Consider the following 20,541-nt stretch of genomic DNA (forward strand, 5'->3'; position numbering starts at 1 on the left):
GTGGCGGGTGTCAGAGGCTCAGGCGCAATGCCAGGGCCGAAAGAGTGACCAACAGAACCGGCAGCGTCAGCAGGATGCCGACCTTGAAGTAGTAACCCCAGGTGATGCGCACGCCTTTGCGCTCAAGCACGTGCAGCCAGAGCAGCGTGGCGAGGCTGCCGATAGGGGTGATTTTTGGGCCGAGGTCGCAACCGATGACGTTGGCGTAGATCATCGCCTCACGCACCAGCCCTTGCGCCTCGCTGGCCTGGATCGACAGGGCGCCAACCAGCACGCTGGGCATGTTGTTCATGACAGAGGATAGTAATGCGGCGATCAACCCAGTGCCGATGGCGGCAGCCCACAGCCCTTGCTGCGCAAGTCTGTCGAGTAAGTGAGTGAGCATATCGGTGAGGCCGGCGTTCTTCAGCCCGTAGACCACTAAGTACATCCCAAGAGAAAAGATCACTACCTGCCAAGGCGCTTCGCGTAGCACCCGACGGGTCGAAATGCGGTGCCCGCGAGCGGCGACGGCAAAGAGGATCGCCGCACAGGCTGCGGCTACCGCACTGATCGGGATACCAAGTGGTTCCAGGGCAAACAGGCCGATCAACAGCACCACCAGCACCCAGCCACCGACGTTGAAGGTTGCGCGGTCATGAATCGCCTCGCTTGGGACTTTCAAGGCCCCGACCGTGTATTGCTTAGGGATGTCACGGCGGAAGAACAGGAATAGCACCAGCAACGTTGCGCCCACGCTGGCGAAATTCACCGGCACCATCACCGAGGCGTACTCGCTGAAACCCAGCCTGAAGTAGTCGGCCGAGACGATGTTCACCAGGTTGGAGACTACCAGCGGCAGGCTCGCCGTATCGGCGATGAAGCCGGCGGCCATGACGAAAGCCAGCGTCGCGGCAGGAGAAAAACGCAGCGCGAGAAGCATCGACATGACGATGGGCGTGAGTATCAGCGCCGCACCATCGTTAGCGAACAGCGCCGACACGGCAGCACCGAGCAGCACGCAGAAGCCGAACAGGCGGTAACCGCTGCCGTTTGCCCAGCGCGCCACATACAACGCGGCCCACTCGAAAAAACCTGCCTCGTCCAGCAACAGGCTGATGATGATGATGGCGATGAAGGTGGCGGTGGCGTTCCAGACAATCGCCCACACGGTTGGGATGTCGTGCAGCGAAACGGCACCCGACGCCAAGGCGATGAGGGCACCGAGTGCGGCACTCCAGCCAACCCCAAGTCCCTTCGGCTGCCAGATGACCAAGATTAGGGTGAACACAAAGACGGCAATTGCAATCAGCATGAAAGCCTCGCTCGATGTTGATCAGCAGCAGGCAGCGTCACGAACGGGGCGGCCGTCCATGTTTTGCAGCCGAAGCGAGTTTTCTGCCAACCACTGTGAGTTGGCCTGCAAGGTTACCTGCAGCATTTCATGCACCCAGTCGGGAAGATCCGGATTTAGGCGGTAGTACACCCATTGACCCTGTCGACGGTCCAGCAGCATGCCACTGCTGCGCAGCTGCGCTAGGTGGCGACTTATCTTGGGTTGGCTGTCATGCAAAGCGCACATCAGTTCGCAGACACAGAGTTCACCGAGGCTAGCGATCAGCAAGGTGGCGCGAGCACGGGTCTCGTCGGATAAGTTCTTGAACACATCGGGCGGGGTAATCATGGCTGCACCATAACATATGGAAATCCGAATATACGAATATACATATGTGTGATGCAAGCAGATACGGTCTGAAAGTCCGCTGTGGGTCGATAGCAGACTTTGAATCAGCGGAGCATACGCCGGGAACGACGTGCGTTATGCCGGATCGGCATCATGGCCTGATGAAAGCCATCGGACCAATTCGCGAACCAACTCATGAGTATCGGTGAGGAAGTGAGAGGGGTTTGGCCCAGCAAAATCGACAAATTTCCACCCGCAAAACCCCATGGCATAGCGCATGGTGATGTTAGCTGTGGAGATCAAGTGCTTGTCCTGCGGGGGGGGGGGGCCAGAGGTGTATTTAGCCCCTTGCGTCACGGTTGGACCACGCATGGGCCAATCGTGACGCGGGGCGGCAGCTTCTCCAGCTCCCTCCAGTCCGAGGAGGAGCTGATCCATTTCGCGTAGGTCGAGAGCAACATCTCAACGCTATGGCCGAGCTGATTTGCAATGAACGCAGGGTTCATCCCAGGCATCAAGCACATGGTTGCGTAGGTGTGGGGGGGGGCGTACTGCCGGCGGTCACGGATGTTCAGCGCCTTGGGCGCTGATTTGAACTGGCGGATTGTAACACTTGTCTCGCCGATCCACAGCCCACCTTTGTTCGGCTGGAATAGCAAAGGGTATTGCTGGTGCGTCAATCTGGATGTCATGCAGCGAGGTGCAGCCGCTGACGGCGGCTGCCCCAGGCGCCGTGTGGAATCTCATGAAGTCGGAAAAGCTGCCAAACTGCAAAACAGCGGCATGCTGCATTACCTAACTCAAGCGCACATAATGCAGCACGCAGGACGCACGACGGGGTGCGGCTCGAGGCACGGAAGGACGACCAATGACCGAGAAGGAGGAGCTGGAGCTTGAGAAGCTTTAGGCTGAAATTCACAAGCTCACTGCCGAGGCGCGAAAATTGATCGCCGAGGCCAACAAAATGAAGCGCGAGACGCTGTTTTACCCATTTGTCGCGGTGGGAGGGCTAGTCACCGTCATCGTTACCGCTGCTGCCTTCATTCAAAAGCTCTAGCCTGCCCACTGAGAAAACAGGCTTGCGCCGAGCGGTCTTGAGCTTTACGCCAATTCGGTCGACACTAGCGCCATAGGGTCTTGCGACAGGCGTGACCTGGCATCCCAAGCGAGGACGACCATGAGCCATGATCAAGTTATCAAGCAGATGAAAGAGAACCTAGCACAGCTGGGCAGCGAGGTCCGTGAGGGCACGCAACACCAAGCGCGCAGCATCTTTCTGTCGGCTGCTGCAGGCGCAGTGTTCGCCCTGGCGACGAGCTGGGTAGCGTTCAAGCTCTTTTCCTGATCATTTGGGGCTGCCACCGGCAGCCCCCGATAGCCTGCTCAATTTCTTGAGACTAATCCAGGCCTGCCTGGACTTCCACGCTCTGCTTTGCGAAACCGACTAGAGCCGCTCCGATATCTCTATCAAGTTGAGGTCCGGGTCGCGCACATAAATGGATCGGATAGGTCCTGTGGCGCCGGTACGTTGAACGGGGCCTTCAATGATTGGCCACTGTTGTGCTTTCAAGTGGGCCACGACTTCCTCAAGGCTGATCGAGGCGATGAAGCAGAGGTCCAGTGCGCCCGGTACCGGCAAGTGAGCTTTGGGTTCGAATTCGTGGCCACGCACGTGCACGTTGATCTTTTGCTCACCGAAGCGCATAGCCAAGCGCCCAGCACCGAAGTTTTCCAGCTTCATGCCCATGATGCGGGTGTAGAAATCCTTGCATGCCTCGACATCGATGGTTGTCAAAACGAGGTGATCAAGATGGTCGATCATTTCTCTGCCTCTCTAGGTGAGCAGTTGGGGTCCGATGAGCTTTTCGTCCTGACCAACGAGCGAAATAGAGCGCTCCCTGACAACAGTGCTAGCCAGGCAAGCTCAGGTGCAGCAAGGGGAAGGGACGACCCTCGCCATCCAGAGGGGAGCGGCCTGTTTGGATAAAGCCATAATGCAGATAGAACCCAACCGCTTCCGGATTCTGCTCATTCACATCAACACTGATTTGACCGCGCAAACCGCGGGCATGATCCAATAGCGCGCGGCCGATGCCTTCACCTCGCCGATCGGGTTCGATAAACAGCATTTCTACGTGGCTTTCATTAAGCCCAATGAACCCAAGCGGTCCGTCCTTGGGCTCTTCCGCGATCCATAATTCGACAGCAGGCAGGTAGACATCGCGCAGTTGAACAAGCAATGCCTCAATATCGGCTTGCTGCAAGAAATGGTGGGTAGCGCGCACAGCGCGCAGCCAAATGTCCAGCAGCTGCGGATGGTCGACATTAGTGGCCTGGCGAATGATCATGGCATCATCCTTAACAGGTAATAGTTGGAAAGGGGCGCGGTAGGCGTGATAGGAAGCCTACGCGTCATCAGTATCGTGGCCGAGCGTGCAGTGCCTTGAGCGCGGATTTGACGAGGCCGATTGTAATGCATGGCTCATCAACTTTATTAGACCTGACATGACCTGATGAAAAACTATCAATGCCTAATTATGGCCACTGTCATGCTTTCAAGCTGTACTGCGCAACCTGCACGGCCAGTGATGGAGGAGGCTCAGTACAAGGGCTTTGCGCTGTCATCCATTACCGGGGAGCAGTGCGCGATCACCGGAATGCTGGATGTCGACCTGGCTGCTGCCAATAGTGTGATGCTTGAAGAGCATGCGGCAGCATTTCAGTATGACCCCGCAAGGATGGAGATTGAGCGCCGGCAAGCGGCTATCGACATCAAGCATGGGGACGGCGTATCGGAGCCTGCCTGTAACGCGCTTGCTTATGAGGTATTGAGAACACTGGCGGTGCGTAGGATCGAAGATCAGTCAGCGCTGCAGCACAGGCGGATAGCCTTGCAGGAAATGAAGCAGGCGGGCGGTGCTGTTCCCTGACCTGCCTATAAACGGGACACGCATGCAGATGGCCGCAGAGTTCCGGTACACGTCAACTCATGCAGATACAGGGCGCGTTGACTCAGCGCGACGGTTGAGACTGCGGTCGTCAAAGTGCAAGGTGGGTGGTGATAACTTGCAGCACAGGCATAAGCGTTTTCAGAGATGGTTTACACCAGTACGCAAGCGATGGGCTGGGGCAGCATTGATCGTTATCGCGTTGCTCGCAATGGCAATGAACCCCGCAAGCAGGTGGCCTTGGGTGCTGGCGACTGGTGTGATCTGGCTGATCGCGACCTGGTTACCCAGAAGATGACGGATCGTCAGTCACAACTGCTGGAACTCGATGCGCTGTCACCAGAATGGCTGTCACTCGAAGGGTCGCTGTTGCTGACATGATGGCCGTCATGGTGTCGTCCCGAACAGGTAATGGGCGCTGGCTCATCGTTGTTCGTGAACGCAAAGGAGCAGGCATGGCTGATCTGGCTGGAATCGGTTGAACGGTTGAGCCCAGCCTGCCCTGACTTATTTTTGCGCTTGAACAAGCGCGTGAAGAAGGTAGGCATGACTAGCCCTTTTCGAAAAGCCTGTTGAGAAGCCCTTCTTGATGCACATTGTCGTAGCACCCAGGCTGGTTGGGTGGTGTGGCGTCGCAGGGGATGTTTCGCTGATCCCAGCGACTGCCATAGGGGCTGTTGAAGTAGTGATTGCATCCTGTAAGCAGGGTCGCCATCAGCGCGATTAGTAGACCTTTATTCATTGCAACCTCATCCACCAAGTGTCCCGGTTAGGACGGCGTTGGCAATAAGCAGGGCACAGGTGAGTCGAATCAAATGGCTCCTTTCCAGTTCAACCAATACCGCGACCATCAGCCCTGTAAGCTGCGGTATTTGCCAACCAGTCAGCCCGCGTCATCTGCCAGAGTTCAACATCCATCAAGCCGCTTACAAACCATCCTTTCTGCAAGCCCACCAAGCGCATCCCCTCAAATTCTGATACTCGACGAGATGCGTGATTGGCCACCGCCTTGGGCACCTGCATGATCGGCCGCGCCAGTGTTTCGAACCAGTAGGCGGTGACGACTGCGCACGCCTCACGCATATAACCGCGACCCCACCACTGCGGTGCCAGCCAGAAACCCCTGTTGTTTCCGGGCTGTTCGAACAGGCTAATGCTGCCCAGTCTGCAGTCAGGGTCATCACGCATGCGAATCATCCAATGCCATTCACAACCTGCCGCCATTCCCGGCAGCGCAATGTCGCGAACATAGGCCAGGGCGCCGTCGACTGGGTAAGGCCATGAAACCCGACTATCCAGATAGCGCACCACCTCCCATTGGGGGAATTGCTCTTGGATGAAGGCAACGTCCTCCAAGCACAGACCCGTGAGCACCAGCCGATCAGTAAAAAGCGTGGGATGACCATCCATGGAGTTGATACCTCTTGGTCCTTTAACGAGTAAGGCTATCGGTCTGAGTCTGACGCTCTGTGCTTATCGAAGTCAGGCTGATGCGTCCTTCAAGGCATATTAACCATTGACCCGCACAGCCAACAAAGCCCGTTCCTTGCTCAGCGGCTTGAGCAGGCCTGGCTGGTCTCCAATTTTCATGAACAGATAATGGTCTCCACGCTCGCCACGGAGGATGCGATAGACCTGGGCGGTTCTGTCCGTACTGGGCGAGGTTAATTTGTCGACCAGTAATGTGTACCTAGTGACCCCTAAGGTGCTCAAGGCATCTGCAAGTTCGGTATCGATCTTCGCTCGCCATTTCTTCATGACGTGCCGGTGCGCCATGACCGTCAGGCTAATCGCCAACAGTGGCATCACCGCGGCTGAGAAGAAGGTAACTAACGTGTTCATGATTTATGCTCGCGGCAGATGTGCAGTGTGTCCAGGCATCGCCAATGGCTCCCTGTCGGCATGGTCCTGCATTATGGCACTGACGTTTTCCGCTCGTCTGATCGATAACGCTCGATGCCATATTTTGCTAGTAGCCCAAGCGGCGGGCCGCTAATGTCCCCCGTAGTGGCCATTAGACTAAAGTATTAGGAGGCGCGATGCGGATGCGCGGCAGTGTGTTCTGGTCCTGGGCTGATCCTACGTTGCACCACCGCGCGCACGAAGAGACGTTGATCGACAGAACGTCGATCAATGTTCAGGTTCGCTTGTCGCGAAACGGCCGGGTTCAATTGTTCATCGGTGTCTATGCCCCGGGCGGCATGCCTGTCTATGAGGAGGCGTTCGACGACCGCCCAAAGGAGTCCATGTCCCGGGCATTGGCCTGGGGCGTCATGAAGGCCCGTGAAGTGGCTTCGTGCAATTTCCTGGGCATCCCCAAGCGTGATCATGGAACGTGATGGCTGCGTATGCGCCTGAACTGCTGGGCGCGACCAATGCCTAACGCATGACACGTTGAGGAGCTTGAGCATGACTGATCAGCAGCATGAACCCAAGAAAGATGAGGTACCGGCTCACGCCACCGAGGAGGAAAAAGCGAGGCTCAAGGACAAGAACAAAGATGGGATACCGCCCGGCGTTGCCTGATAGTGCTCACTGGGCGTGAACTTCTGAATGCCATCGCTTATCTGACTTACGCGCCGGCTCGCCCGGCCGTGGACAGTCGTCTTTCAAGCGGATAGTTGCGTATGTTTTCAGAGGATTTCTACGGTATCTACCTCGTTGTGGAAGCGGTGGTGGCTTTCGTTATATTGGCGATCGCCGCTCACTGGAGTCAGGGTATCTGATGGAGCGAGGCGGCACGGGTCACCCCGTGCCGCTGCATCTTTGGTGATCGATCGCAGCCAATCGTCGACTCAGCCCCTGATCACCTCTAGCCGTGCTCGGCCTGCTTCGGTAATCGCGTTTTCGCCTTCGTCACTGATGCGGTACCGCCCCGAAGGCATCTTGTGAATCGAGAATCGCACCAGTCCGCTGCGGGCAAGCGCTTGCCCGGCTTCATAACTCATTGCACTTTCAAGATCGAATACCTTGATTTCACCAATTTTGAAACGTGAAAACGCGATGAGTGCTGAATCGATGACGTCTTGGCTGACGGAATGAACGTGTTCCATTTGACTTCCCAGTTCGTGAGTGGCCCGGTCCGTGGGCAATAGCAACGGACCCTGGCAGTTCGTCGAAAGCCGAACGCTACTACGCGCGATACGGAACGTGTACTGGGTTTGCATCCACGCTGGATGCAAACCCAGCGACAGTGACTGCGCTCCGGAAGTGACAGATGCCTTCACTCAAGAGGTCAACTGAACGCTCGAATAGCAGCCAGGCGGGTAGAGGCGTCATGGGTGCTTTGCTTTTGACAAACCCAACCGCAATACTTCGCTTATTCAATTGGAGGAACTTGCGTGGAAACAAGAAGTGCTGTGGCTGAAATGTTCATTGGTATTCCAACACATTTCTGGGTATTGCCCGTAGCAGGTCTGATCGCATACTACGGCGTCAAATGGTCAGCCAAGCCTACACCAAGCGCGCAGTGGATCAGAAGGGCAACCTATTTGCTGTTGATCGCCTTGGCTCTGATCCCGAATGCATTCTACACGCTCATGCCGCCTAACCCCGGCCCTGAGCAGCTCATCGATAACCACCCAATGCCCAATTATGCCGGCCGCTTGTACTTGGACCTGTTCTACGTGTTCAGCGGGTGGGCTTTGAGCAAGGTGGTCAAGCTCAGGTTTCGTTGAGGCGATCTGCAGTGCATGGGGATCGAACACAATGCGTTACTTGTTAGGCACCGTAGGGCAAAGCGAGCTCTGCATCTTGGTTGCTACCTCGCGCAGGGCTTCGGTCACCTGTGCAAGGGCTTGGATGTGCGCGTCCACGTCGATCTGATCAGGATGGGCACCCCGCGCCTGTATGAAGCGCGCATGGCCATTGAGGGCTTTGCCAAGCGCTTCTAGATGATCGGCGGTTTTGACCAAGTCCGATTTGATGCAATCGAGTGATTCCATGAACACGTTGACTCGCTGAAAGATGAGTCAACGTTAGCATGTTCGCGTCCGCTGCGCCTGGCGACGCTTGCGGCAACGGCGCAGGGCGATGGAGCGCCTGGACGCACTCTGTTTCTCCACCTGGCCGCGCGTCCCATCAGGACGGTGCCTGGTCTTCGGACTGCACCATCAGCACCGATCCTTGAGCGTCCGTGCCCAGTAGGGCAGGGCCGCCATCAGCACGGGCTTCTGCAAGCGCTGTATCAGGGGTGCGAAAAATCTGCTGACGCTGATCGGGACTTACAAGGGTCACCAGCTTACCGCTCTGGTAAAACAACCGCGTTTGTTTGGACGGCTCTTTCATGGGTTCGGCATCCTTAGGTAAGGCGTTCTTGTGCCGGGATTGGCCTGATGACATTGCCAGTCTCTACCTGCCCATGCTACTGGCAGAACTGTCAGGCGACAGCGCGCGCAGCGCCGGCTACTCTATCAAGCGTTCCGGATTGAAGAAAAAAGATGCGATCAGAACCGCAGCGATAACCCCGGTGGCGTCAGCCAGGAACAACGACAGTGAGTGACTGTTGCCCACTGATGCGCCAAGTCCTGTAGCAAAATTCACCCCGTGCGGGAATGCAGCAACCATCAGTAGAACACTGGCCAGCAGACAAGCGAGCAGCTTCATGTAAAGCCTGCCGAACGCCAGCCCATAGGTCCAGAACACCAGGATGCACACCATGGCCAGACCAGTGGAGGTTGCAAACTGTGCAAGCACTTCAAGCCACCACACCATGTAGGACTCCAACGAATAGCCAAATTAGATCAGTCAATCAGTGCCACATCACCGTGGCCGTGCATGATTGCTCATCAGAAACAACACAGGCTGCATTCGTTCCGTAGGTAGTTCAATAAAGGGCAACCGCGATGTTTTCAGCATTCGACGATGGTCCATTACTCGTTCCTGCTCTGCTTGCTAAAATGCCCGCAACTGATCGAGGCCAAAGAAATGCCTAATTACCTTTATGTCGTGCCGGCGCTGTGCGTAGCACTTGTGGGCTGCGCCTCACCAGGCAAGCCCACTGCCAGCAAACTCACATCCAAAACGCCCCAGCAGTATGCAGCCTGCGTAATGCCGCAGTGGCAGGCACTGGCACCCAATTCAACGCAGAAATCCATACCCCATGGCGTACGTATGACAGCGCCAAGTGCGGTGACGACCGATGATGTGTTGGAGGTGATCGAATCGGGCGAGGGTAGCCGTGCAACGTTCTACAAAGGCAGCTTTCTGTCGGGCGACAAGCTGAGGGTGGCGGCACGCGAATGTCTTGATTGACACCAGCGGTGGGCGGATTTGCTTACGTAGGTGATTGCAGGAAAAAGGGCGGTCCTTCGCCTACTGAAGTGTGTGGTGGTTTCGCCCGCCGTTCATTGGAGCAGTGCAGGCTTGCGTGCGGTTTTGCGGCGTACTACATTGCATACCCAGCGCTTGCCGCACCGGTAAGGCGCGCGGATGAACGTAAGGTCAGCGATCAACCTAGCCCCTTGTGCTTTCAGGGCTTGTGCGAGTTGTGCGAGCGTCTCAGCTTCGATAGTCATGATTCACCTCGTCAGTTTCTTGCAGCGTTCACAAGTGTTGACCGGTGCTGATTCGCAGTAATTCAGTTCCATTACGGTTAGTCGCTTTGTCATAAGCACCCCGTCGCAAGCTGCCTTTTGGATCCCGAGTCGCGATATGCCCAGCTTGTACACCCTCATGCCATCGCCAGTTGGCACGCTGACCCTCGTCTCTCAGGATCAAAGGCTGAGTGCGGTGCTGTGGGAGCAGGAACGAGAGAACAGGGTACGCCTTGGCCCGCTGCAGCGTGAAGACCGCTGCCCTGTTCTGATCGAAACCGCACATCAACTGAGCGAATACTTTGCCGGTAAACGTCAGCGTTTCGATCTGGCCTTGGCATTCACTGGAACGGCGTTCCAGCGTCAGGTGTGGGACGCGTTGCTGAGCATCCCCTTCGGTGAAACCCGCACGTACGGTCAGATCGCCCAGCAAATCGGCAACCCCAGTGCCGTGCGGGCGGTGGGGGCTGCCAATGGGCGCAATCCGATTTCGATCATCGCACCCTGTCATCGCGTCATAGGGGCTAGCGGCGGGCTTACCGGCTTTGCCGGTGGGCTGGCAGCCAAGCAGTTGCTACTGGCCCTAGAAGGCCGGCAAACGTTGCCAATGGACTTGCAACTTCAGCCTAGCCAGTAGACGCCGGCGCACGACGTCGCCGTCAGGACCGTACCTACCATGAGCGAGTACTCCCAGCGCACCCGGCGCAACCGTTGCTCAACGGCGCGCAGGTATTGGCCTGGGGTCGGAGCATCGGTGCGATGGCGCATACCCTCGGCGATGTCAGCCACCTGGCCATCGAGTAGCAATCCGACCACGTAGTAGCTTAGCCCGTAGCTCGCCAGGGCCATTACCAGGTAGATCACGCTGGCGCGTCCAGCGGCATGATGCTGGCAGTGCCAGCCTCGGTGTCCAGTAGCAGCATGCCTTCGCTGTGAGGGTCCAGGCAACCCAGCAGGCGGCCCTCACTGTCCCATGCCGCAGAACCACCGGCCGCCACGAAATGGTCGGCAGGTCCAACGCAATTGGCCATCAGCACGATCAAGCCCAGTTCTCGCGCCACCTGCGGATAATGCGCGTGTCCTTCCCCTACGCCTTTTGCCGTCTTGGCCACACTGACCAGATAGATGTCTGCCCCTCGTTCTTTGGCCGATGCAGCGTGGGCCATGAACATGGATTCATAGCAGATGGCCGGCGCGATTCGGTGCTGCGCCGCCTGGATCAGCGAGGTGCTCGCCCCAGCGTAGAAGTAGGGCAGTTCATCTTCGTGCAGGCGCTGTTTAGCATAGGCTTGGCGCGGGGCGCTCGGGGTAAAGATCGGCATGCCGATCTGGATGCCGTTCGGGGTTGGCAGTGGTAATCCCGCCGCAACGATGATGCCCAGGCGGTCACTTGCCGCTTGCAGCGGGTCCAGATGTGGAGAGCATAGGGGCAGCGCAGCCTGACGGGCAATGCTGGGTTCGTAACCGGTCAAAGACAACTCGGGAAAGACGATCACGGCAGCGCCCACGTTCGCGGCCTGTTCGATGCAGGCCAGATGACGCCTGACGTTAGCAGCCACATCGCCCTTGAGTGAACCCAGTTGCGCAGCGCACAGCTTCATGACACTTCCTTCCCTGGTACGTGATCGCCGAGCATACTCCCGACCAGACGCTTGTGCCATGCTGTCCAGGCAAGGGCCTAGGGTCTTTGCCTACTTGCTAAGGGATCAGGTCATGCAGCGTTTCCAGGTTGTTGGCGCCAATGTTCTGGGTCGAGACCTGGCCGTGGGAGACATACACGGCCATTTCGACCGGTTGCAGCAAAGCCTGGACGCCGTCGGTTTCGATACGGGCAAGGATCGGCTGTTCAGCGTTGGCGACCTGGTTGATCGCGGTCCAATGAGCCGGGCAGCCCTGCACTGGCTGGAGCAGCCATGGTTCTACGCGGTCCAGGGCAACCACGAGTCACTGGCGATCAACCTGGTGCGTGGCGGCCGGCTGGACCTGGACATGTACCGTGCGGCCGGGGGTGGATGGTTCATCGATTCAGCGGCCGCTGAGCAGCTGCGCTTCGTCGAACGCTTCGAACAGATGCCAATCGCTTTGCAGGTCGAGTCGGCAAGCGGCCCTGTGGGCCTGCTGCATGCCGACAGCCCGTTCGATGACTGGTCGACCCTGGGTACCTGGCTCGAAGTGGGCGACGATCCAGACGTGCTTGAAACCTGCCTGTGGTCAAGGCGACGTTTGAAGCAGGGCGATACCACGCCCATAAATGGGCTGCGTGCCCTGCTGGTCGGCCATACCACCGTCCAGTCTGTCAGGCAGCTGGGCAATGTGTGGCATCTGGATACCGGGGGATGGACCAGTGGGCATTTCAGTCTGATGGACCTGCGTACGCTGACGCTCGTCAACGCCAGGCCAGCGTGATCAGCAAACCCATGCCGAGCAGCAGCAACACGAGGCCCGACAACCGTTCGAGCAAGGGCAGGGCGGCGCTGAATCGCCGCAGCACCCGCGGGTGGCCTATGCCGACGGCGACCAGCAAGTCCCAGGCAAGCACCGCGCAGAGCATCCAGACTCCGTACGACACCTTCCACACCGTGGAACTGCCCGCCACCAGGCTGGCCAGGCTTGCATAAAACAAGGCATTTTTAGGATTGAGCAGGCCTGACAGCAGGCCCATCTGCAGGTTGCGCCACCAAGTGGGCGATGTGCTGCCCGAAGTCGCGCAGACGCTGGTACTGCCGGCATGACGCACAAAGGCAATACCCAGGTAGATGAGATAAACCGCACCAGCCAGTTGCAACAGGTCGAACAGCACGCTGCCCTCGTGCAGTATGGATACTCCGGTAAATGCCAGCACGATGAATACCCCGTTGCCCAATGCAATGCCCAGGCATGCACCGCTGGCCACGCGCCAGCCGCTGGCAATGGCAGTTCGGGCAATCAGGAAGAAGTCCGGCCCTGGCGACAACAGCGCCAGGAAGTGGGCGAGGGCAATCAGGATAAACGCTTGCATGGTCGCAGGTTACTCGGCGCTTGAGGTCAGTTGCCCGAGTGTGCGGGCACATGAACCCCGCGTATTGAACAATATTGCAGGTGATGACCGCGCAGCCTTACTTCGTGGTCTGCCCCTTGAGGTATAGCCCGGGTGTGATCCCGACATGCGCCTTGAATACCCGCTGGAAATGACTTTGATCAGCGAATCCCAGGTCGTGGGCGACTTGCACCAATCGGTGACCCTGCCGGAGCAGTCGACGACTCTGGTTGATCCTGGCGTTGAGCACGTAGGCGTGCGGAGTCAGACCTGTGGCAGCGCGGAACGCGCGAATCAGTTGATAACGGCCAAGGCCGGCCTCACGGGCAAGTGACTCCACGGTCAGGCGAGTCGGGTCCTGGTCGCGCAGGTCCATGAGCAAGCCCTGCAGCGCCGGCGCTTGAAGGACGGGTGCTGCGGCCGAGGGCGAGAAGGTGTCGAAATCCATGTCGCACAGAAAAGCGATCAACTCGGCCTCCTTTTGCACCGGGGTCGCCTCGGAAAACAGCACGGCATTCAGTTGGCAGAACCGGCGGTACGCCTCGGCATCCCGGCTGACACGCGCCGGTTGCTCAGGGGCGCCGCAGGGCAGGCCGGACTCAGTGCGCAGCTCGGCCAGCCAGCTCGCATCCACATGCACCATCTGGTAGCTCCAGGGCTGGTCTGCCTCGGGGTTGCAGGCATGGACCCGGTGCGCGGGGACCGCCACCAGCGTACCGGGGGTGAGCCGCTCGGTACCGCAGCCTGCACCCGTGAACAAGCTGGAGCCTGCGTCCACGGCACCGATAGAGAATGTCGGATGGCTATGGGCCTTGTAGCAGGCTCGGCTGTTACAGGCGCGGCGGCTCTCGACCTGCGGCAAGCGCGGGTCTCGCCACAGGGTGGTAGTGGAATGGGGCATCGAAGGGTCCTTGTGATGACCGACAGCTTAAACAGCCGCTGCTCGCCCGTACAGTTGTGGCACGTGGCTGTACCTTGACGCTGCGGCCCGGTACCTGCGATACAACCCGTGAATTCAGAGGAGAGAGAGATGGACATTGCCAGCCTGATGCTTTTCATACCGGCCTGCTTTGCCCTGAACATGGCACCAGGCCCCAACAACCTGTTGTCGCTTCACAACGCCAGTTGCTATGGCTTGCGTACCGCGTGCTTTGCCGGGGTAGGACGCCTGCTGGCCTTCAGCGGCATGATAGGCCTTGCGGCCATGGGCCTGGCCGTGGTCCTGCATACCAGCGAAACCCTGTTCCTGGCGATAAAGGTGGTGGGGGCGGGGTATCTGTTCTACCTGGCGTGGCAACTGTGGCGTGCCCCAGTGGCCGCGGCCGTCGAGGCTGGGTACCCGCCATGCAATAGTTGGCGTCTGGCGCGTCAGGAGTTCATGGTTGCAGCAGGCAATCCGAAAGCCATCTTGATATTCACGGCTTTCTTGCCACAGTTCGTATCGGTCGCCAGCCCCGTCCCTGTAGGTCAACAGTTCCTGCTACTGGGCGCTCTGTTTCTGCTGCTGGAGTGGGCAGCTATCGCGCTCTACGCCGCAATCGGCGCCTATTTGCAGCGATGGTTTTCAAGGCCGCGGCCGCGTAGGTTGTTCAATCGCACCAGTGCCGCGATGCTGGCAAGCGCTGGAGCAGGGCTGTTGGTCGTCCGGCGTTGAAGAAGGCCAGGGCGCGTATTACCCTCGCGCCCCTCTTGCGTGTCAGAACTGCCAGCGCACACCCAGGTTGACGCCGCTAGCCTCCTGTTCACGGCTGTCCAGGTGCGTCGAGTCCGTCACCCTGTTTGACGTTGCCCTCGATCACGCCGCCGCTCACGACGAAGTCATCGATGCCGCCGCCCTGATTGACGTTGCCGGCGATCGTGCCGGAGGCCATGTCGACACTGTCCCGGCCTGGACCGAAGGTGGCATCGCCTTCGGTGGCGCCGGTGCAATTCGCCGGAAACACCAGGCGGTTGTCGCCCTCGGTATCGACGAGCGAAGGCGAGGACCCGCTGTCACAAACATACGTGTCGTTACCGGCGCCAGCGAAAAATGTGCAAGCTGCCTGAGCAAATGGTAGGGTCGCGCCCAACAAACTCAGTGAGCCCCAATCAGTCGTACACGCATACCAAAGCCGCCGCCCGTCTTCAATTGCGCGGGGTCAGGCACTTTTTACAGAGGCAGGCTTGAGGGCGACAACTGGCAGAACTGCTAGCTGCTGGGTACTGAGGTGGCAGTGTTGAGACTCAGTCGCGGTAGAACGTCTGTACCAGGTGATAGCCGAATTTGCTCTTCACAGGCCCATGCACCACGCGCAAGGGTTTCTTGAAGATGACCTGGTCGATCGCACCGACCATCTGCCCAGGTCGAATCTCCCCGAGATCGCCGCCACGCTTGCCCGAGGGGCAGAGGGAGAACTTCCTGGCGAGCACATCGAACGCCTCACCCTTGGCGATGCGCTGCTTGAGCTTTTCAGCTTCGTCAGCAGTCTTGACCAGGATGTGGCGGGCTTGGGCTTTCATGATCTACCTATGCATGCAGCGAGAGAAAGCAGGCATTATGCCCGACGCACCGCTAGCCGTGCGAACCGGCATGGCTTATTGCGCCAGCCATCCACCGTCCACGTTCCAGGCTGCACCGCGTACCTGGCTGCCAGCCTCGCTGCACAGAAACAGCACGAGTTCGCCGAGGTGCTCAGGGGTTACGAACGCCTGCGAAGGCTGTTTTTCCGCGAGCAAGTCCCGCTGTGCCTGCTGGGGATCGATGCCGGTTGCTGCACGTGCGTCGATCTGCTGCTGCACCAGCGGCGTCAACACCCAGCCTGGGCACAGGGCATTGCAGGTCACGCCGCTCATGGCAGTTTCCAGCCCTACGACCTTCGTCAGGCCAATTACCCCATGCTTGGCGGCGACGTACGCGGATTTGCCTGTGGAGCCGACAATCCCATGAACCGAGGCGATGTTGATGATGCGCCCCCAGTTGCGGGCACGCATGCCTGGCAGCACCAGGCGAGTGCCGTGGAAGACCGCAGACAGGTTCAACGCGATGATCTTGTCCCAGCTGTCCACCGGGAAGTGCTCGACGGGTGCCACATGCTGGATGCCTGCATTGTTGACCAGGATGTCCACGGCACCGAATGCCTGTTCAGCAAAGGCCAGCAGGGCCTCGATCTGAGCGGCATCGGCAAGGTCTGCGGGGTGATGCCGCACCTGCACCCCTAACTGCTCAAGGCTGGCGATGGCCGGTGAAGGGTCACCAAAGCCGTTGAGCACGATGCTGGCCCCCGATCGCGCCAGCACATGGGCAATGCCCAGGCCAATGCCGCTGGTGGAACCTGTGATCACTGCTGTCTTGCCTTTGAGGGTCATGCAAAGCTCCCTAGCAGCGCGCCGGCGCTGACTGGAACGAAGAAAGCCATTGGGCATCGCCCGGGATGGGCTGAGCGTAGGAGCGGAGCGGCTGATCAAAGGTTCCGTGAGGACCTTCGCATGGCGCCAATACATCGGCTTTGAGCCACTCCCTCCTACCAGGCTTGCTTCGCAGGATTTAGTCCTGGCGGCTGGTCACTTCCAGCAGGTGGTAGCCGAATTGGGTCTTGACCGGACCCTGGACGGTGTTGACCGGGGCGCTGAAGACGACGGTATCGAATTCCTTGACCATCTGGCCTGGACCGAACGAGCCCAGGTCACCACCCTGGCGGCTGGACGGGCAGGTGGAATTGGCCTTGGCGATTTCACCGAAGTCAGCACCCGCTTCGATCTGGGCCTTGAGTTCGTTGCACTTGTCTTCGCTGTTGACCAGGATGTGACGGGCGGTTGCACGTGCCATGGGGTACTGCTCCTTGGGAGGGTAAAGAGGCAAAGCCTAACGCACTTCAACCGGTTGTGTCTCGCAGGGTGCGGCTTGCCGCTCACCTAGACGTCGTGCCGCATTGTGCAACAGTGTTTCGGTGGTGCTCCAGCCAAGGCAGCCATCGGTGATGGACACGCCGTATTTCAGCGCCCCTTTGCCGAGCGCCTGACAACCCTCGAACAGGTGCCCTTCGATCATCGTGCCCACGATCGAGGCGTCCCCATTCAACCGCTGTTGCAACACCTCGTTGAACACAGCCGGTTGCCGGGCCGGGTCCTTGCCACTGTTGGCATGGCTGCAATCGACCATGATGCGCGCAGGCAGACCCGCTTTGGCGAGCCCCTGGCGGGCCAGGGCGACGCTGTGGGCGTCGTAGTTCGGGCCCTGATGGCCACCGCGCAGCACCAGGTGAGTGTGCGCATTGCCCAGGGTTTCGACGATCGCAGGATAGCCCTGTGCATCCATGCCGAAATGCCGGTGGGCATGGGCAGCGCTGCGCATGGCGTCTGTCGCGATGGCCACGCCGCCATCGGTGCCGTTCTTGAAGCCCACCGGCAGCGCCAGCCCGCTGACCATTTCCCGATGAATCTGTGATTCGGTAGTACGGGCGCCGATGGCAGCCCAGGCCAGTACATCGTCAAAGTAGCCAGCAGCCATGGGTTGCAGCAATTCGGTCGCGACCGGCAGGCCCCGTTCGATCATGCCCAGCATCAGCCCACGCGACAGTGCCAGGCCTGCGTGCATGTCGTCACTTCCATCGAGGTGGGGATCGTAGGCCAGGCCCTTCCAGCCTACCGTCGTGCGCGGCTTTTCGACGTAGGCACGCATCACCAGCAGCAGGCGATCATCGACCTGGCGGCTCAACGCGGCCAGGCGATCGGCGTACTCCAGCGCCGAGCGCGGATCATGCAGCGAGCACGGCCCTACGATCACCAGCAGGCGGTGGTCGCGTCCTTCGAGAATGTCGCAAATGGCTTGGCGGTGCGCCTGGACTTGGTGTGCGAGCGAGGCAGAGAGCGGCATTTGCTGTTTGAGCAGGTGCGGACTGGGAAGACGGCGGCTGACAGCGGTATTGGCAGCTTGAGGTTGGGTTAGAGGCAGGGCGAGGCTGGATGCTTGCATGGGATTTTCCTTGGGCGGACGGCAGGCGCTATATCCTGCGCGGTCGGCCCTATCGAGGTGTTCGACAGATCGGTGATTGGCTATTGGCTGAAGCAGTGCCACCTGTGCAGAACCGATCGGAGGCGGCAGGCTGGCCCGAGCGGACGTGGCTAAATCGCCAGGTGAAGGTGCCAGCTACGTAATAGGTGTCGTATTTCATGAATCTGTCCTCTGAATCGTTTGGGTGTAGGCCTGAAAAAACAAAACCCCCGGTCGGGAGGCCGACCGGGGGTTTGAGTATTCTCATGTTCGGCGGCCCCTCGAAGGTGGACGCCGTGTGGGTATCGGCGCCTAGTGGCTAAACCAATACCCGAAGTAATAGGAGGCAGGTGCATTCACGCACACGGTCACAGCCGATACTGGGCGCGAAGCGCGGCCAGTGGCAGGGACGAGTGTGTGGATGGTTGCTTGCATGTTGCTCTCCAGTGAATGAGCCCGAGCTTACTTCACATTGCGCGGGCCATTCAATGGAAAAATGCTATGAGCGTAATCGATGGGATGATTACGTTAGGGGGTCACAAGGCGTGGTCTTAGTGACTGTCTTGATCTTCAGCTTGCCCACCGGTGGCACCTGCGCCGGAGCCTGTGGCTTCGCCGGTGCTGTTGGAGCCGCCTGCCGCACCGTCATGGGCACCTGCTGCGCCGGCGTTGCTGCTGTCATTGTCACGGCTGCTGCCTGGGGTGTTCACGCTGCTGCCTTCACCTGCGGTCTTGCCGCCCATCTGGTCGGTTTTCGGGTGCATATCGGTGTTGGTAGTGTCAGTAGCGGCCTGACTGGTACCGGCCAGGGTGGCCAAGGCGAAAGCAACGGACAGCGAAAGGCTACGGATGCGAATCATGGCGAAGCTCCTGTGCATGGAATCTGTCATTGCTTTGGCAAAGACCTGCACAGGAGGTGCCCTGAGGGCGACGGATGGTCGTTTACGGCACGCTTACCTCAACAGGCCTCGCCATGATGCGATGGCTTGGGTTCGGCCGTTTCCATCGGAGGATGCTCCTGGGCAGCATGCATCAGGTCCTCGGTAACCCGCAGTTCAGCGCCGGTAGGCGAGAAGGTGGTGGAGGCGGTGAACGGGGCAGGGTGTTCCGCGGCCGGACGCTTGCCGCGCCGCCACAGGAAAAAGCCCACCATCAATAGGTTGACCACGGCAAAGGCCCAGAAAAGCCCGGCTTCGCCAAACTCGGTCATGACCGGCGAAATCGCCATCGGCGCCATCGCCGAGCCCAGCGAGTTGATCAGCAGCAGCCCTTGGATCATGGGCACCAGGGCATCGGATGGGGCACGGTCGGCCGCATGGCTGACCGCCACCGGGTACAGGGTGAACACCCCGCCGCCCAGTAGAAACAGCATTGCCGGTAGCAGGAACGCATCCGAGGGCAGGAATACGGTGACCAGCGCCAGCGCAGCGCACACCGCAGCCAGGGCAATCAGCACGTCCTGCCGGTCCCTGCGGTCCGACCAACGCCCCACGGGGTATTGCAGCAGCATGGCCCCGAGGATGACCCAGGCCATCATATTGCCCACTTCGCCAACGTCCAGCCCGATACGTTGGAGGTACAGCGGCAGCAACGTGTAGATCCCGGCTATGGCCACGCCGGAACCAAAACATCCCACCAGCCCCGAGGGTGCCACGCCCAGCAGCTGCCGCGGCTTGAGCGGCTCGACCTGGTCCAGCAGTGGCGAGACCCGTGGCAGGATCACGATCGGCAACACCGACAGCGCGGTGAGCACACCCGCCAGCATGAAGGGCGCGGTCTCGCCCAGGCGAGTAATCTCGCCAAGCCCTGCCTGGGCCAGCACGCCGGCGCCATAGAAAGCGATCATGTACAAGGCCAGCAGGCGACCGCGGATCTTGGCGTCCCCGGCCAGCAGCAACCAGCTTTCGATCACCAGAAACACACCCACGGCCGCCCAGCCATTGATCAGGCGCAGCACCGACCACCAGGTCACGTCATAGAACAGGCCTTGCAGCAGGATGGTGACGCCGATCAGCGATGCAAAGCTGGTGTAGGCGCGGATATGGCCGATGCGCAGGATGAGCCGATCATTGAAGATGGCGCCCAGGGTCAGGCCGATGAAGTAGGTGGACGAGACGATGCCGATGGTGGTGGCAGACTCGCCAGCCTCGCCGAGTCGCAGGGTGGTCAGAGAAGACATGAAGCCGTTGCCTAGGGCAATGATGAACAGCCCGAGCAGCGGCGCCAGCGCCATGGCCAGCAAACGCGCAGACATAGGTACCTCAAGTTGGATATGCGAAGGTTGGCCTTTTCGAGCGCGCACGCCGATCGACCCGGATAGGGTAGAGGCTGCACGGATGCGACCTGGGCAAGACTCAACCGCTTGGCCATGCGAGAAGACGGCCGGGCGGGGAGGGTTGAGCCTATTTCAC

Annotated in this window: 31 protein-coding genes and 1 pseudogene; 9 read left to right on the top strand and 23 right to left on the bottom strand. The window is 59.4% G+C overall.

The window, feature by feature from the left end:
* Window positions 1-10: 10 nt before the first annotated feature.
* The 3 genes and pseudogenes from B2J77_RS10245 to B2J77_RS21765 all read right to left on the bottom strand — a co-directional run bounded on the left by B2J77_RS10245 (window position 11) and on the right by B2J77_RS21765 (window position 2,355).
* Window positions 11-1,294, bottom strand: coding sequence for an arsenic transporter (locus tag B2J77_RS10245; protein ID WP_058638267.1), 1,284 nt, complete (start codon window positions 1,292-1,294; stop codon window positions 11-13).
* A 21-nt stretch (window positions 1,295-1,315) separates the two neighbouring features.
* The gene (locus tag B2J77_RS10250) at window positions 1,316-1,663 is read right to left on the bottom strand and encodes a metalloregulator ArsR/SmtB family transcription factor (RefSeq protein WP_058638266.1); all 348 of its coding nucleotides are present in this window, start codon (window positions 1,661-1,663) and stop codon (window positions 1,316-1,318) included.
* Window positions 1,664-2,003: 340 nt separating this feature from the next.
* A pseudogene (locus B2J77_RS21765) lies at window positions 2,004-2,355 on the bottom strand (integrase).
* Between the two features lie 485 nt (window positions 2,356-2,840).
* Between B2J77_RS21765 and B2J77_RS21490 the strand changes: the two are divergent.
* On the top strand, window positions 2,841-3,008 hold the full coding sequence (locus B2J77_RS21490) for a hypothetical protein (RefSeq protein WP_165919287.1): 168 nt from the start codon (window positions 2,841-2,843) through the stop codon (window positions 3,006-3,008).
* 99 nt (window positions 3,009-3,107) lie between these two features.
* On the opposite strand, the gene B2J77_RS10265 is transcribed toward B2J77_RS21490, so the two are convergent.
* A complete protein-coding gene (locus tag B2J77_RS10265; RefSeq protein ID WP_058604129.1) occupies window positions 3,108-3,485 on the bottom strand; it encodes a VOC family protein in 378 nt (125 codons plus the stop codon).
* 88 nt (window positions 3,486-3,573) lie between these two features.
* Window positions 3,574-4,011, bottom strand: a complete 438-nt coding sequence (locus B2J77_RS10270; protein WP_058638265.1) for an acetyltransferase — start codon at window positions 4,009-4,011, stop codon at window positions 3,574-3,576.
* A gap of 165 nt (window positions 4,012-4,176) precedes the next feature.
* Between B2J77_RS10270 and B2J77_RS10275 the strand changes: the two genes are divergently transcribed.
* Together B2J77_RS10275 and B2J77_RS21340 are read left to right on the top strand one after the other, a co-directional pair.
* Complete coding sequence (locus B2J77_RS10275; protein WP_145256027.1) at window positions 4,177-4,593, top strand: hypothetical protein; 417 nt, start codon at window positions 4,177-4,179, stop codon at window positions 4,591-4,593.
* A gap of 165 nt (window positions 4,594-4,758) precedes the next feature.
* A complete protein-coding gene (locus B2J77_RS21340; RefSeq protein WP_058638263.1) occupies window positions 4,759-4,992 on the top strand; it encodes a hypothetical protein in 234 nt (77 codons plus the stop codon).
* 450 nt (window positions 4,993-5,442) lie between these two features.
* On the opposite strand, the gene B2J77_RS10295 is transcribed toward B2J77_RS21340, so the two are convergent.
* Window positions 5,443-6,021, bottom strand: coding sequence for a GNAT family N-acetyltransferase (locus tag B2J77_RS10295; protein WP_078478570.1), 579 nt, complete (start codon window positions 6,019-6,021; stop codon window positions 5,443-5,445).
* 99 nt (window positions 6,022-6,120) lie between these two features.
* Entirely contained in the window at window positions 6,121-6,453 is a 333-nt protein-coding gene (locus tag B2J77_RS10300; RefSeq protein ID WP_058638261.1) for a hypothetical protein, read from the bottom strand.
* A gap of 197 nt (window positions 6,454-6,650) precedes the next feature.
* Here B2J77_RS10300 and B2J77_RS10305 point away from each other — a divergent pair, with 197 nt between their 5' ends.
* The gene (locus B2J77_RS10305; RefSeq protein WP_078478571.1) at window positions 6,651-6,950 is read left to right on the top strand and encodes a hypothetical protein; all 300 of its coding nucleotides are present in this window, start codon (window positions 6,651-6,653) and stop codon (window positions 6,948-6,950) included.
* 456 nt (window positions 6,951-7,406) lie between these two features.
* On the opposite strand, the gene B2J77_RS10310 is transcribed toward B2J77_RS10305, so the two are convergent.
* The gene (locus B2J77_RS10310; RefSeq protein WP_058604136.1) at window positions 7,407-7,664 is read right to left on the bottom strand and encodes a hypothetical protein; all 258 of its coding nucleotides are present in this window, start codon (window positions 7,662-7,664) and stop codon (window positions 7,407-7,409) included.
* Window positions 7,665-7,979: 315 nt separating this feature from the next.
* On the opposite strand from B2J77_RS10310, the gene B2J77_RS10315 reads away from it, so the two are divergent.
* On the top strand, window positions 7,980-8,288 hold the full coding sequence (locus tag B2J77_RS10315) for a hypothetical protein (RefSeq protein WP_058638258.1): 309 nt from the start codon (window positions 7,980-7,982) through the stop codon (window positions 8,286-8,288).
* Window positions 8,289-8,324: 36 nt separating this feature from the next.
* Here B2J77_RS10315 and B2J77_RS10320 read toward each other — a convergent pair whose 3' ends face one another.
* The 3 genes from B2J77_RS10320 to B2J77_RS10330 form a co-directional block, all read right to left on the bottom strand.
* The gene (locus B2J77_RS10320; RefSeq protein WP_058638257.1) at window positions 8,325-8,555 is read right to left on the bottom strand and encodes a hypothetical protein; all 231 of its coding nucleotides are present in this window, start codon (window positions 8,553-8,555) and stop codon (window positions 8,325-8,327) included.
* A gap of 136 nt (window positions 8,556-8,691) precedes the next feature.
* Window positions 8,692-8,898 carry a hypothetical protein gene (locus tag B2J77_RS10325; protein WP_058638256.1) on the bottom strand — a complete coding sequence of 69 codons (207 nt, stop codon included), beginning with the start codon at window positions 8,896-8,898 and terminating at the stop codon, window positions 8,692-8,694.
* Window positions 8,899-9,015: 117 nt separating this feature from the next.
* Window positions 9,016-9,324 (bottom strand): hypothetical protein, encoded by a 309-nt coding sequence (locus tag B2J77_RS10330; RefSeq protein WP_078478572.1) that lies wholly within the window; start codon window positions 9,322-9,324, stop codon window positions 9,016-9,018.
* Between the two features lie 213 nt (window positions 9,325-9,537).
* Here B2J77_RS10330 and B2J77_RS10335 point away from each other — a divergent pair, with 213 nt between their 5' ends.
* Window positions 9,538-9,864, top strand: a complete 327-nt coding sequence (locus B2J77_RS10335; RefSeq protein WP_058638381.1) for a hypothetical protein — start codon at window positions 9,538-9,540, stop codon at window positions 9,862-9,864.
* Between the two features lie 92 nt (window positions 9,865-9,956).
* On the opposite strand, the gene B2J77_RS21495 is transcribed toward B2J77_RS10335, so the two are convergent.
* The gene (locus tag B2J77_RS21495) at window positions 9,957-10,127 is read right to left on the bottom strand and encodes a hypothetical protein (RefSeq protein ID WP_023533860.1); all 171 of its coding nucleotides are present in this window, start codon (window positions 10,125-10,127) and stop codon (window positions 9,957-9,959) included.
* A gap of 136 nt (window positions 10,128-10,263) precedes the next feature.
* On the opposite strand from B2J77_RS21495, the gene B2J77_RS10340 reads away from it, so the two are divergent.
* Window positions 10,264-10,782 carry a methylated-DNA--[protein]-cysteine S-methyltransferase gene (locus B2J77_RS10340; RefSeq protein WP_078478573.1) on the top strand — a complete coding sequence of 173 codons (519 nt, stop codon included), beginning with the start codon at window positions 10,264-10,266 and terminating at the stop codon, window positions 10,780-10,782.
* Here B2J77_RS10340 and B2J77_RS10345 read toward each other — a convergent pair.
* Both B2J77_RS10345 and B2J77_RS10350 read right to left on the bottom strand, forming a co-directional pair.
* On the bottom strand, window positions 10,767-11,009 hold the full coding sequence (locus B2J77_RS10345) for a hypothetical protein (RefSeq protein WP_058604143.1): 243 nt from the start codon (window positions 11,007-11,009) through the stop codon (window positions 10,767-10,769). The genes B2J77_RS10340 and B2J77_RS10345 overlap by 16 nt on opposite strands.
* Entirely contained in the window at window positions 11,006-11,746 is a 741-nt protein-coding gene (locus B2J77_RS10350; RefSeq protein WP_058638252.1) for a carbon-nitrogen hydrolase family protein, read from the bottom strand. The genes B2J77_RS10345 and B2J77_RS10350 overlap by 4 nt, the downstream gene beginning before the upstream one ends.
* Before the next feature lie 112 nt (window positions 11,747-11,858).
* On the opposite strand from B2J77_RS10350, the gene B2J77_RS10355 reads away from it, so the two are divergent.
* The gene (locus B2J77_RS10355) at window positions 11,859-12,551 is read left to right on the top strand and encodes a metallophosphoesterase (RefSeq protein ID WP_078478574.1); all 693 of its coding nucleotides are present in this window, start codon (window positions 11,859-11,861) and stop codon (window positions 12,549-12,551) included.
* Here B2J77_RS10355 and B2J77_RS10360 read toward each other — a convergent pair.
* Window positions 12,532-13,143, bottom strand: coding sequence for a LysE family translocator (locus B2J77_RS10360; protein WP_078478575.1), 612 nt, complete (start codon window positions 13,141-13,143; stop codon window positions 12,532-12,534). The genes B2J77_RS10355 and B2J77_RS10360 overlap by 20 nt on opposite strands.
* A 97-nt stretch (window positions 13,144-13,240) precedes the next feature.
* Window positions 13,241-14,062 carry an AraC family transcriptional regulator gene (locus B2J77_RS10365; protein ID WP_078478576.1) on the bottom strand — a complete coding sequence of 274 codons (822 nt, stop codon included), beginning with the start codon at window positions 14,060-14,062 and terminating at the stop codon, window positions 13,241-13,243.
* A gap of 129 nt (window positions 14,063-14,191) precedes the next feature.
* Between B2J77_RS10365 and B2J77_RS10370 the strand changes: the two genes are divergently transcribed.
* Complete coding sequence (locus B2J77_RS10370; RefSeq protein WP_058638248.1) at window positions 14,192-14,815, top strand: LysE family translocator; 624 nt, start codon at window positions 14,192-14,194, stop codon at window positions 14,813-14,815.
* An 88-nt stretch (window positions 14,816-14,903) separates the two neighbouring features.
* Here the strand turns inward: B2J77_RS10370 and B2J77_RS10375 are convergent, their stop codons facing one another.
* From B2J77_RS10375 to B2J77_RS10405, 7 genes are all read right to left on the bottom strand, one after another.
* Window positions 14,904-15,230, bottom strand: coding sequence for a hypothetical protein (locus tag B2J77_RS10375; RefSeq protein ID WP_058638247.1), 327 nt, complete (start codon window positions 15,228-15,230; stop codon window positions 14,904-14,906).
* A gap of 154 nt (window positions 15,231-15,384) precedes the next feature.
* Window positions 15,385-15,660: a peptidylprolyl isomerase gene (locus B2J77_RS10380; RefSeq protein WP_027916368.1), complete on the bottom strand. Its 276-nt coding sequence runs from the start codon at window positions 15,658-15,660 to the stop codon at window positions 15,385-15,387.
* 75 nt (window positions 15,661-15,735) lie between these two features.
* Window positions 15,736-16,506, bottom strand: coding sequence for a 3-hydroxybutyrate dehydrogenase (hbdH, locus tag B2J77_RS10385; RefSeq protein WP_078478577.1), 771 nt, complete (start codon window positions 16,504-16,506; stop codon window positions 15,736-15,738).
* A gap of 178 nt (window positions 16,507-16,684) precedes the next feature.
* Window positions 16,685-16,966: a peptidylprolyl isomerase gene (locus tag B2J77_RS10390; RefSeq protein ID WP_058604152.1), complete on the bottom strand. Its 282-nt coding sequence runs from the start codon at window positions 16,964-16,966 to the stop codon at window positions 16,685-16,687.
* A gap of 36 nt (window positions 16,967-17,002) precedes the next feature.
* On the bottom strand, window positions 17,003-18,112 hold the full coding sequence (locus B2J77_RS10395) for a 3-deoxy-7-phosphoheptulonate synthase (protein ID WP_078478578.1): 1,110 nt from the start codon (window positions 18,110-18,112) through the stop codon (window positions 17,003-17,005).
* Window positions 18,113-18,681: 569 nt separating this feature from the next.
* Entirely contained in the window at window positions 18,682-18,990 is a 309-nt protein-coding gene (locus B2J77_RS10400; RefSeq protein WP_027916365.1) for a hypothetical protein, read from the bottom strand.
* 98 nt (window positions 18,991-19,088) lie between these two features.
* Window positions 19,089-20,384, bottom strand: coding sequence for an MFS transporter (locus B2J77_RS10405; RefSeq protein WP_058638244.1), 1,296 nt, complete (start codon window positions 20,382-20,384; stop codon window positions 19,089-19,091).
* Window positions 20,385-20,541 lie beyond the last annotated feature (157 nt).

Source organism: Pseudomonas parafulva (assembly GCF_002021815.1).
Classification (GTDB): Bacteria; Pseudomonadota; Gammaproteobacteria; order Pseudomonadales; family Pseudomonadaceae; genus Aquipseudomonas; species Aquipseudomonas parafulva_B.

Coding starts and splice junctions, on each gene's coding strand:
- B2J77_RS10245 (WP_058638267.1), bottom strand. CDS start 1,294: ATGCTGATTGCAATTGCCGTCTTTGTGTTCACCCTAATCTTGGTCATC.
- B2J77_RS10250 (WP_058638266.1), bottom strand. CDS start 1,663: ATGATTACCCCGCCCGATGTGTTCAAGAACTTATCCGACGAGACCCGT.
- B2J77_RS21490 (WP_165919287.1), top strand. CDS start 2,841: ATGAGCCATGATCAAGTTATCAAGCAGATGAAAGAGAACCTAGCACAG.
- B2J77_RS10265 (WP_058604129.1), bottom strand. CDS start 3,485: ATGATCGACCATCTTGATCACCTCGTTTTGACAACCATCGATGTCGAG.
- B2J77_RS10270 (WP_058638265.1), bottom strand. CDS start 4,011: ATGATCATTCGCCAGGCCACTAATGTCGACCATCCGCAGCTGCTGGAC.
- B2J77_RS10275 (WP_145256027.1), top strand. CDS start 4,177: ATGAAAAACTATCAATGCCTAATTATGGCCACTGTCATGCTTTCAAGC.
- B2J77_RS21340 (WP_058638263.1), top strand. CDS start 4,759: ATGGTTTACACCAGTACGCAAGCGATGGGCTGGGGCAGCATTGATCGT.
- B2J77_RS10295 (WP_078478570.1), bottom strand. CDS start 6,021: ATGGATGGTCATCCCACGCTTTTTACTGATCGGCTGGTGCTCACGGGT.
- B2J77_RS10300 (WP_058638261.1), bottom strand. CDS start 6,453: ATGAACACGTTAGTTACCTTCTTCTCAGCCGCGGTGATGCCACTGTTG.
- B2J77_RS10305 (WP_078478571.1), top strand. CDS start 6,651: ATGCGGATGCGCGGCAGTGTGTTCTGGTCCTGGGCTGATCCTACGTTG.
- B2J77_RS10310 (WP_058604136.1), bottom strand. CDS start 7,664: ATGGAACACGTTCATTCCGTCAGCCAAGACGTCATCGATTCAGCACTC.
- B2J77_RS10315 (WP_058638258.1), top strand. CDS start 7,980: ATGTTCATTGGTATTCCAACACATTTCTGGGTATTGCCCGTAGCAGGT.
- B2J77_RS10320 (WP_058638257.1), bottom strand. CDS start 8,555: ATGGAATCACTCGATTGCATCAAATCGGACTTGGTCAAAACCGCCGAT.
- B2J77_RS10325 (WP_058638256.1), bottom strand. CDS start 8,898: ATGAAAGAGCCGTCCAAACAAACGCGGTTGTTTTACCAGAGCGGTAAG.
- B2J77_RS10330 (WP_078478572.1), bottom strand. CDS start 9,324: ATGGTGTGGTGGCTTGAAGTGCTTGCACAGTTTGCAACCTCCACTGGT.
- B2J77_RS10335 (WP_058638381.1), top strand. CDS start 9,538: ATGCCTAATTACCTTTATGTCGTGCCGGCGCTGTGCGTAGCACTTGTG.
- B2J77_RS21495 (WP_023533860.1), bottom strand. CDS start 10,127: ATGACTATCGAAGCTGAGACGCTCGCACAACTCGCACAAGCCCTGAAA.
- B2J77_RS10340 (WP_078478573.1), top strand. CDS start 10,264: ATGCCCAGCTTGTACACCCTCATGCCATCGCCAGTTGGCACGCTGACC.
- B2J77_RS10350 (WP_058638252.1), bottom strand. CDS start 11,746: ATGAAGCTGTGCGCTGCGCAACTGGGTTCACTCAAGGGCGATGTGGCT.
- B2J77_RS10355 (WP_078478574.1), top strand. CDS start 11,859: ATGCAGCGTTTCCAGGTTGTTGGCGCCAATGTTCTGGGTCGAGACCTG.
- B2J77_RS10360 (WP_078478575.1), bottom strand. CDS start 13,143: ATGCAAGCGTTTATCCTGATTGCCCTCGCCCACTTCCTGGCGCTGTTG.
- B2J77_RS10365 (WP_078478576.1), bottom strand. CDS start 14,062: ATGCCCCATTCCACTACCACCCTGTGGCGAGACCCGCGCTTGCCGCAG.
- B2J77_RS10370 (WP_058638248.1), top strand. CDS start 14,192: ATGGACATTGCCAGCCTGATGCTTTTCATACCGGCCTGCTTTGCCCTG.
- B2J77_RS10380 (WP_027916368.1), bottom strand. CDS start 15,660: ATGAAAGCCCAAGCCCGCCACATCCTGGTCAAGACTGCTGACGAAGCT.
- hbdH (WP_078478577.1), bottom strand. CDS start 16,506: ATGACCCTCAAAGGCAAGACAGCAGTGATCACAGGTTCCACCAGCGGC.
- B2J77_RS10390 (WP_058604152.1), bottom strand. CDS start 16,966: ATGGCACGTGCAACCGCCCGTCACATCCTGGTCAACAGCGAAGACAAG.
- B2J77_RS10395 (WP_078478578.1), bottom strand. CDS start 18,112: ATGCAAGCATCCAGCCTCGCCCTGCCTCTAACCCAACCTCAAGCTGCC.
- B2J77_RS10400 (WP_027916365.1), bottom strand. CDS start 18,990: ATGATTCGCATCCGTAGCCTTTCGCTGTCCGTTGCTTTCGCCTTGGCC.
- B2J77_RS10405 (WP_058638244.1), bottom strand. CDS start 20,384: ATGTCTGCGCGTTTGCTGGCCATGGCGCTGGCGCCGCTGCTCGGGCTG.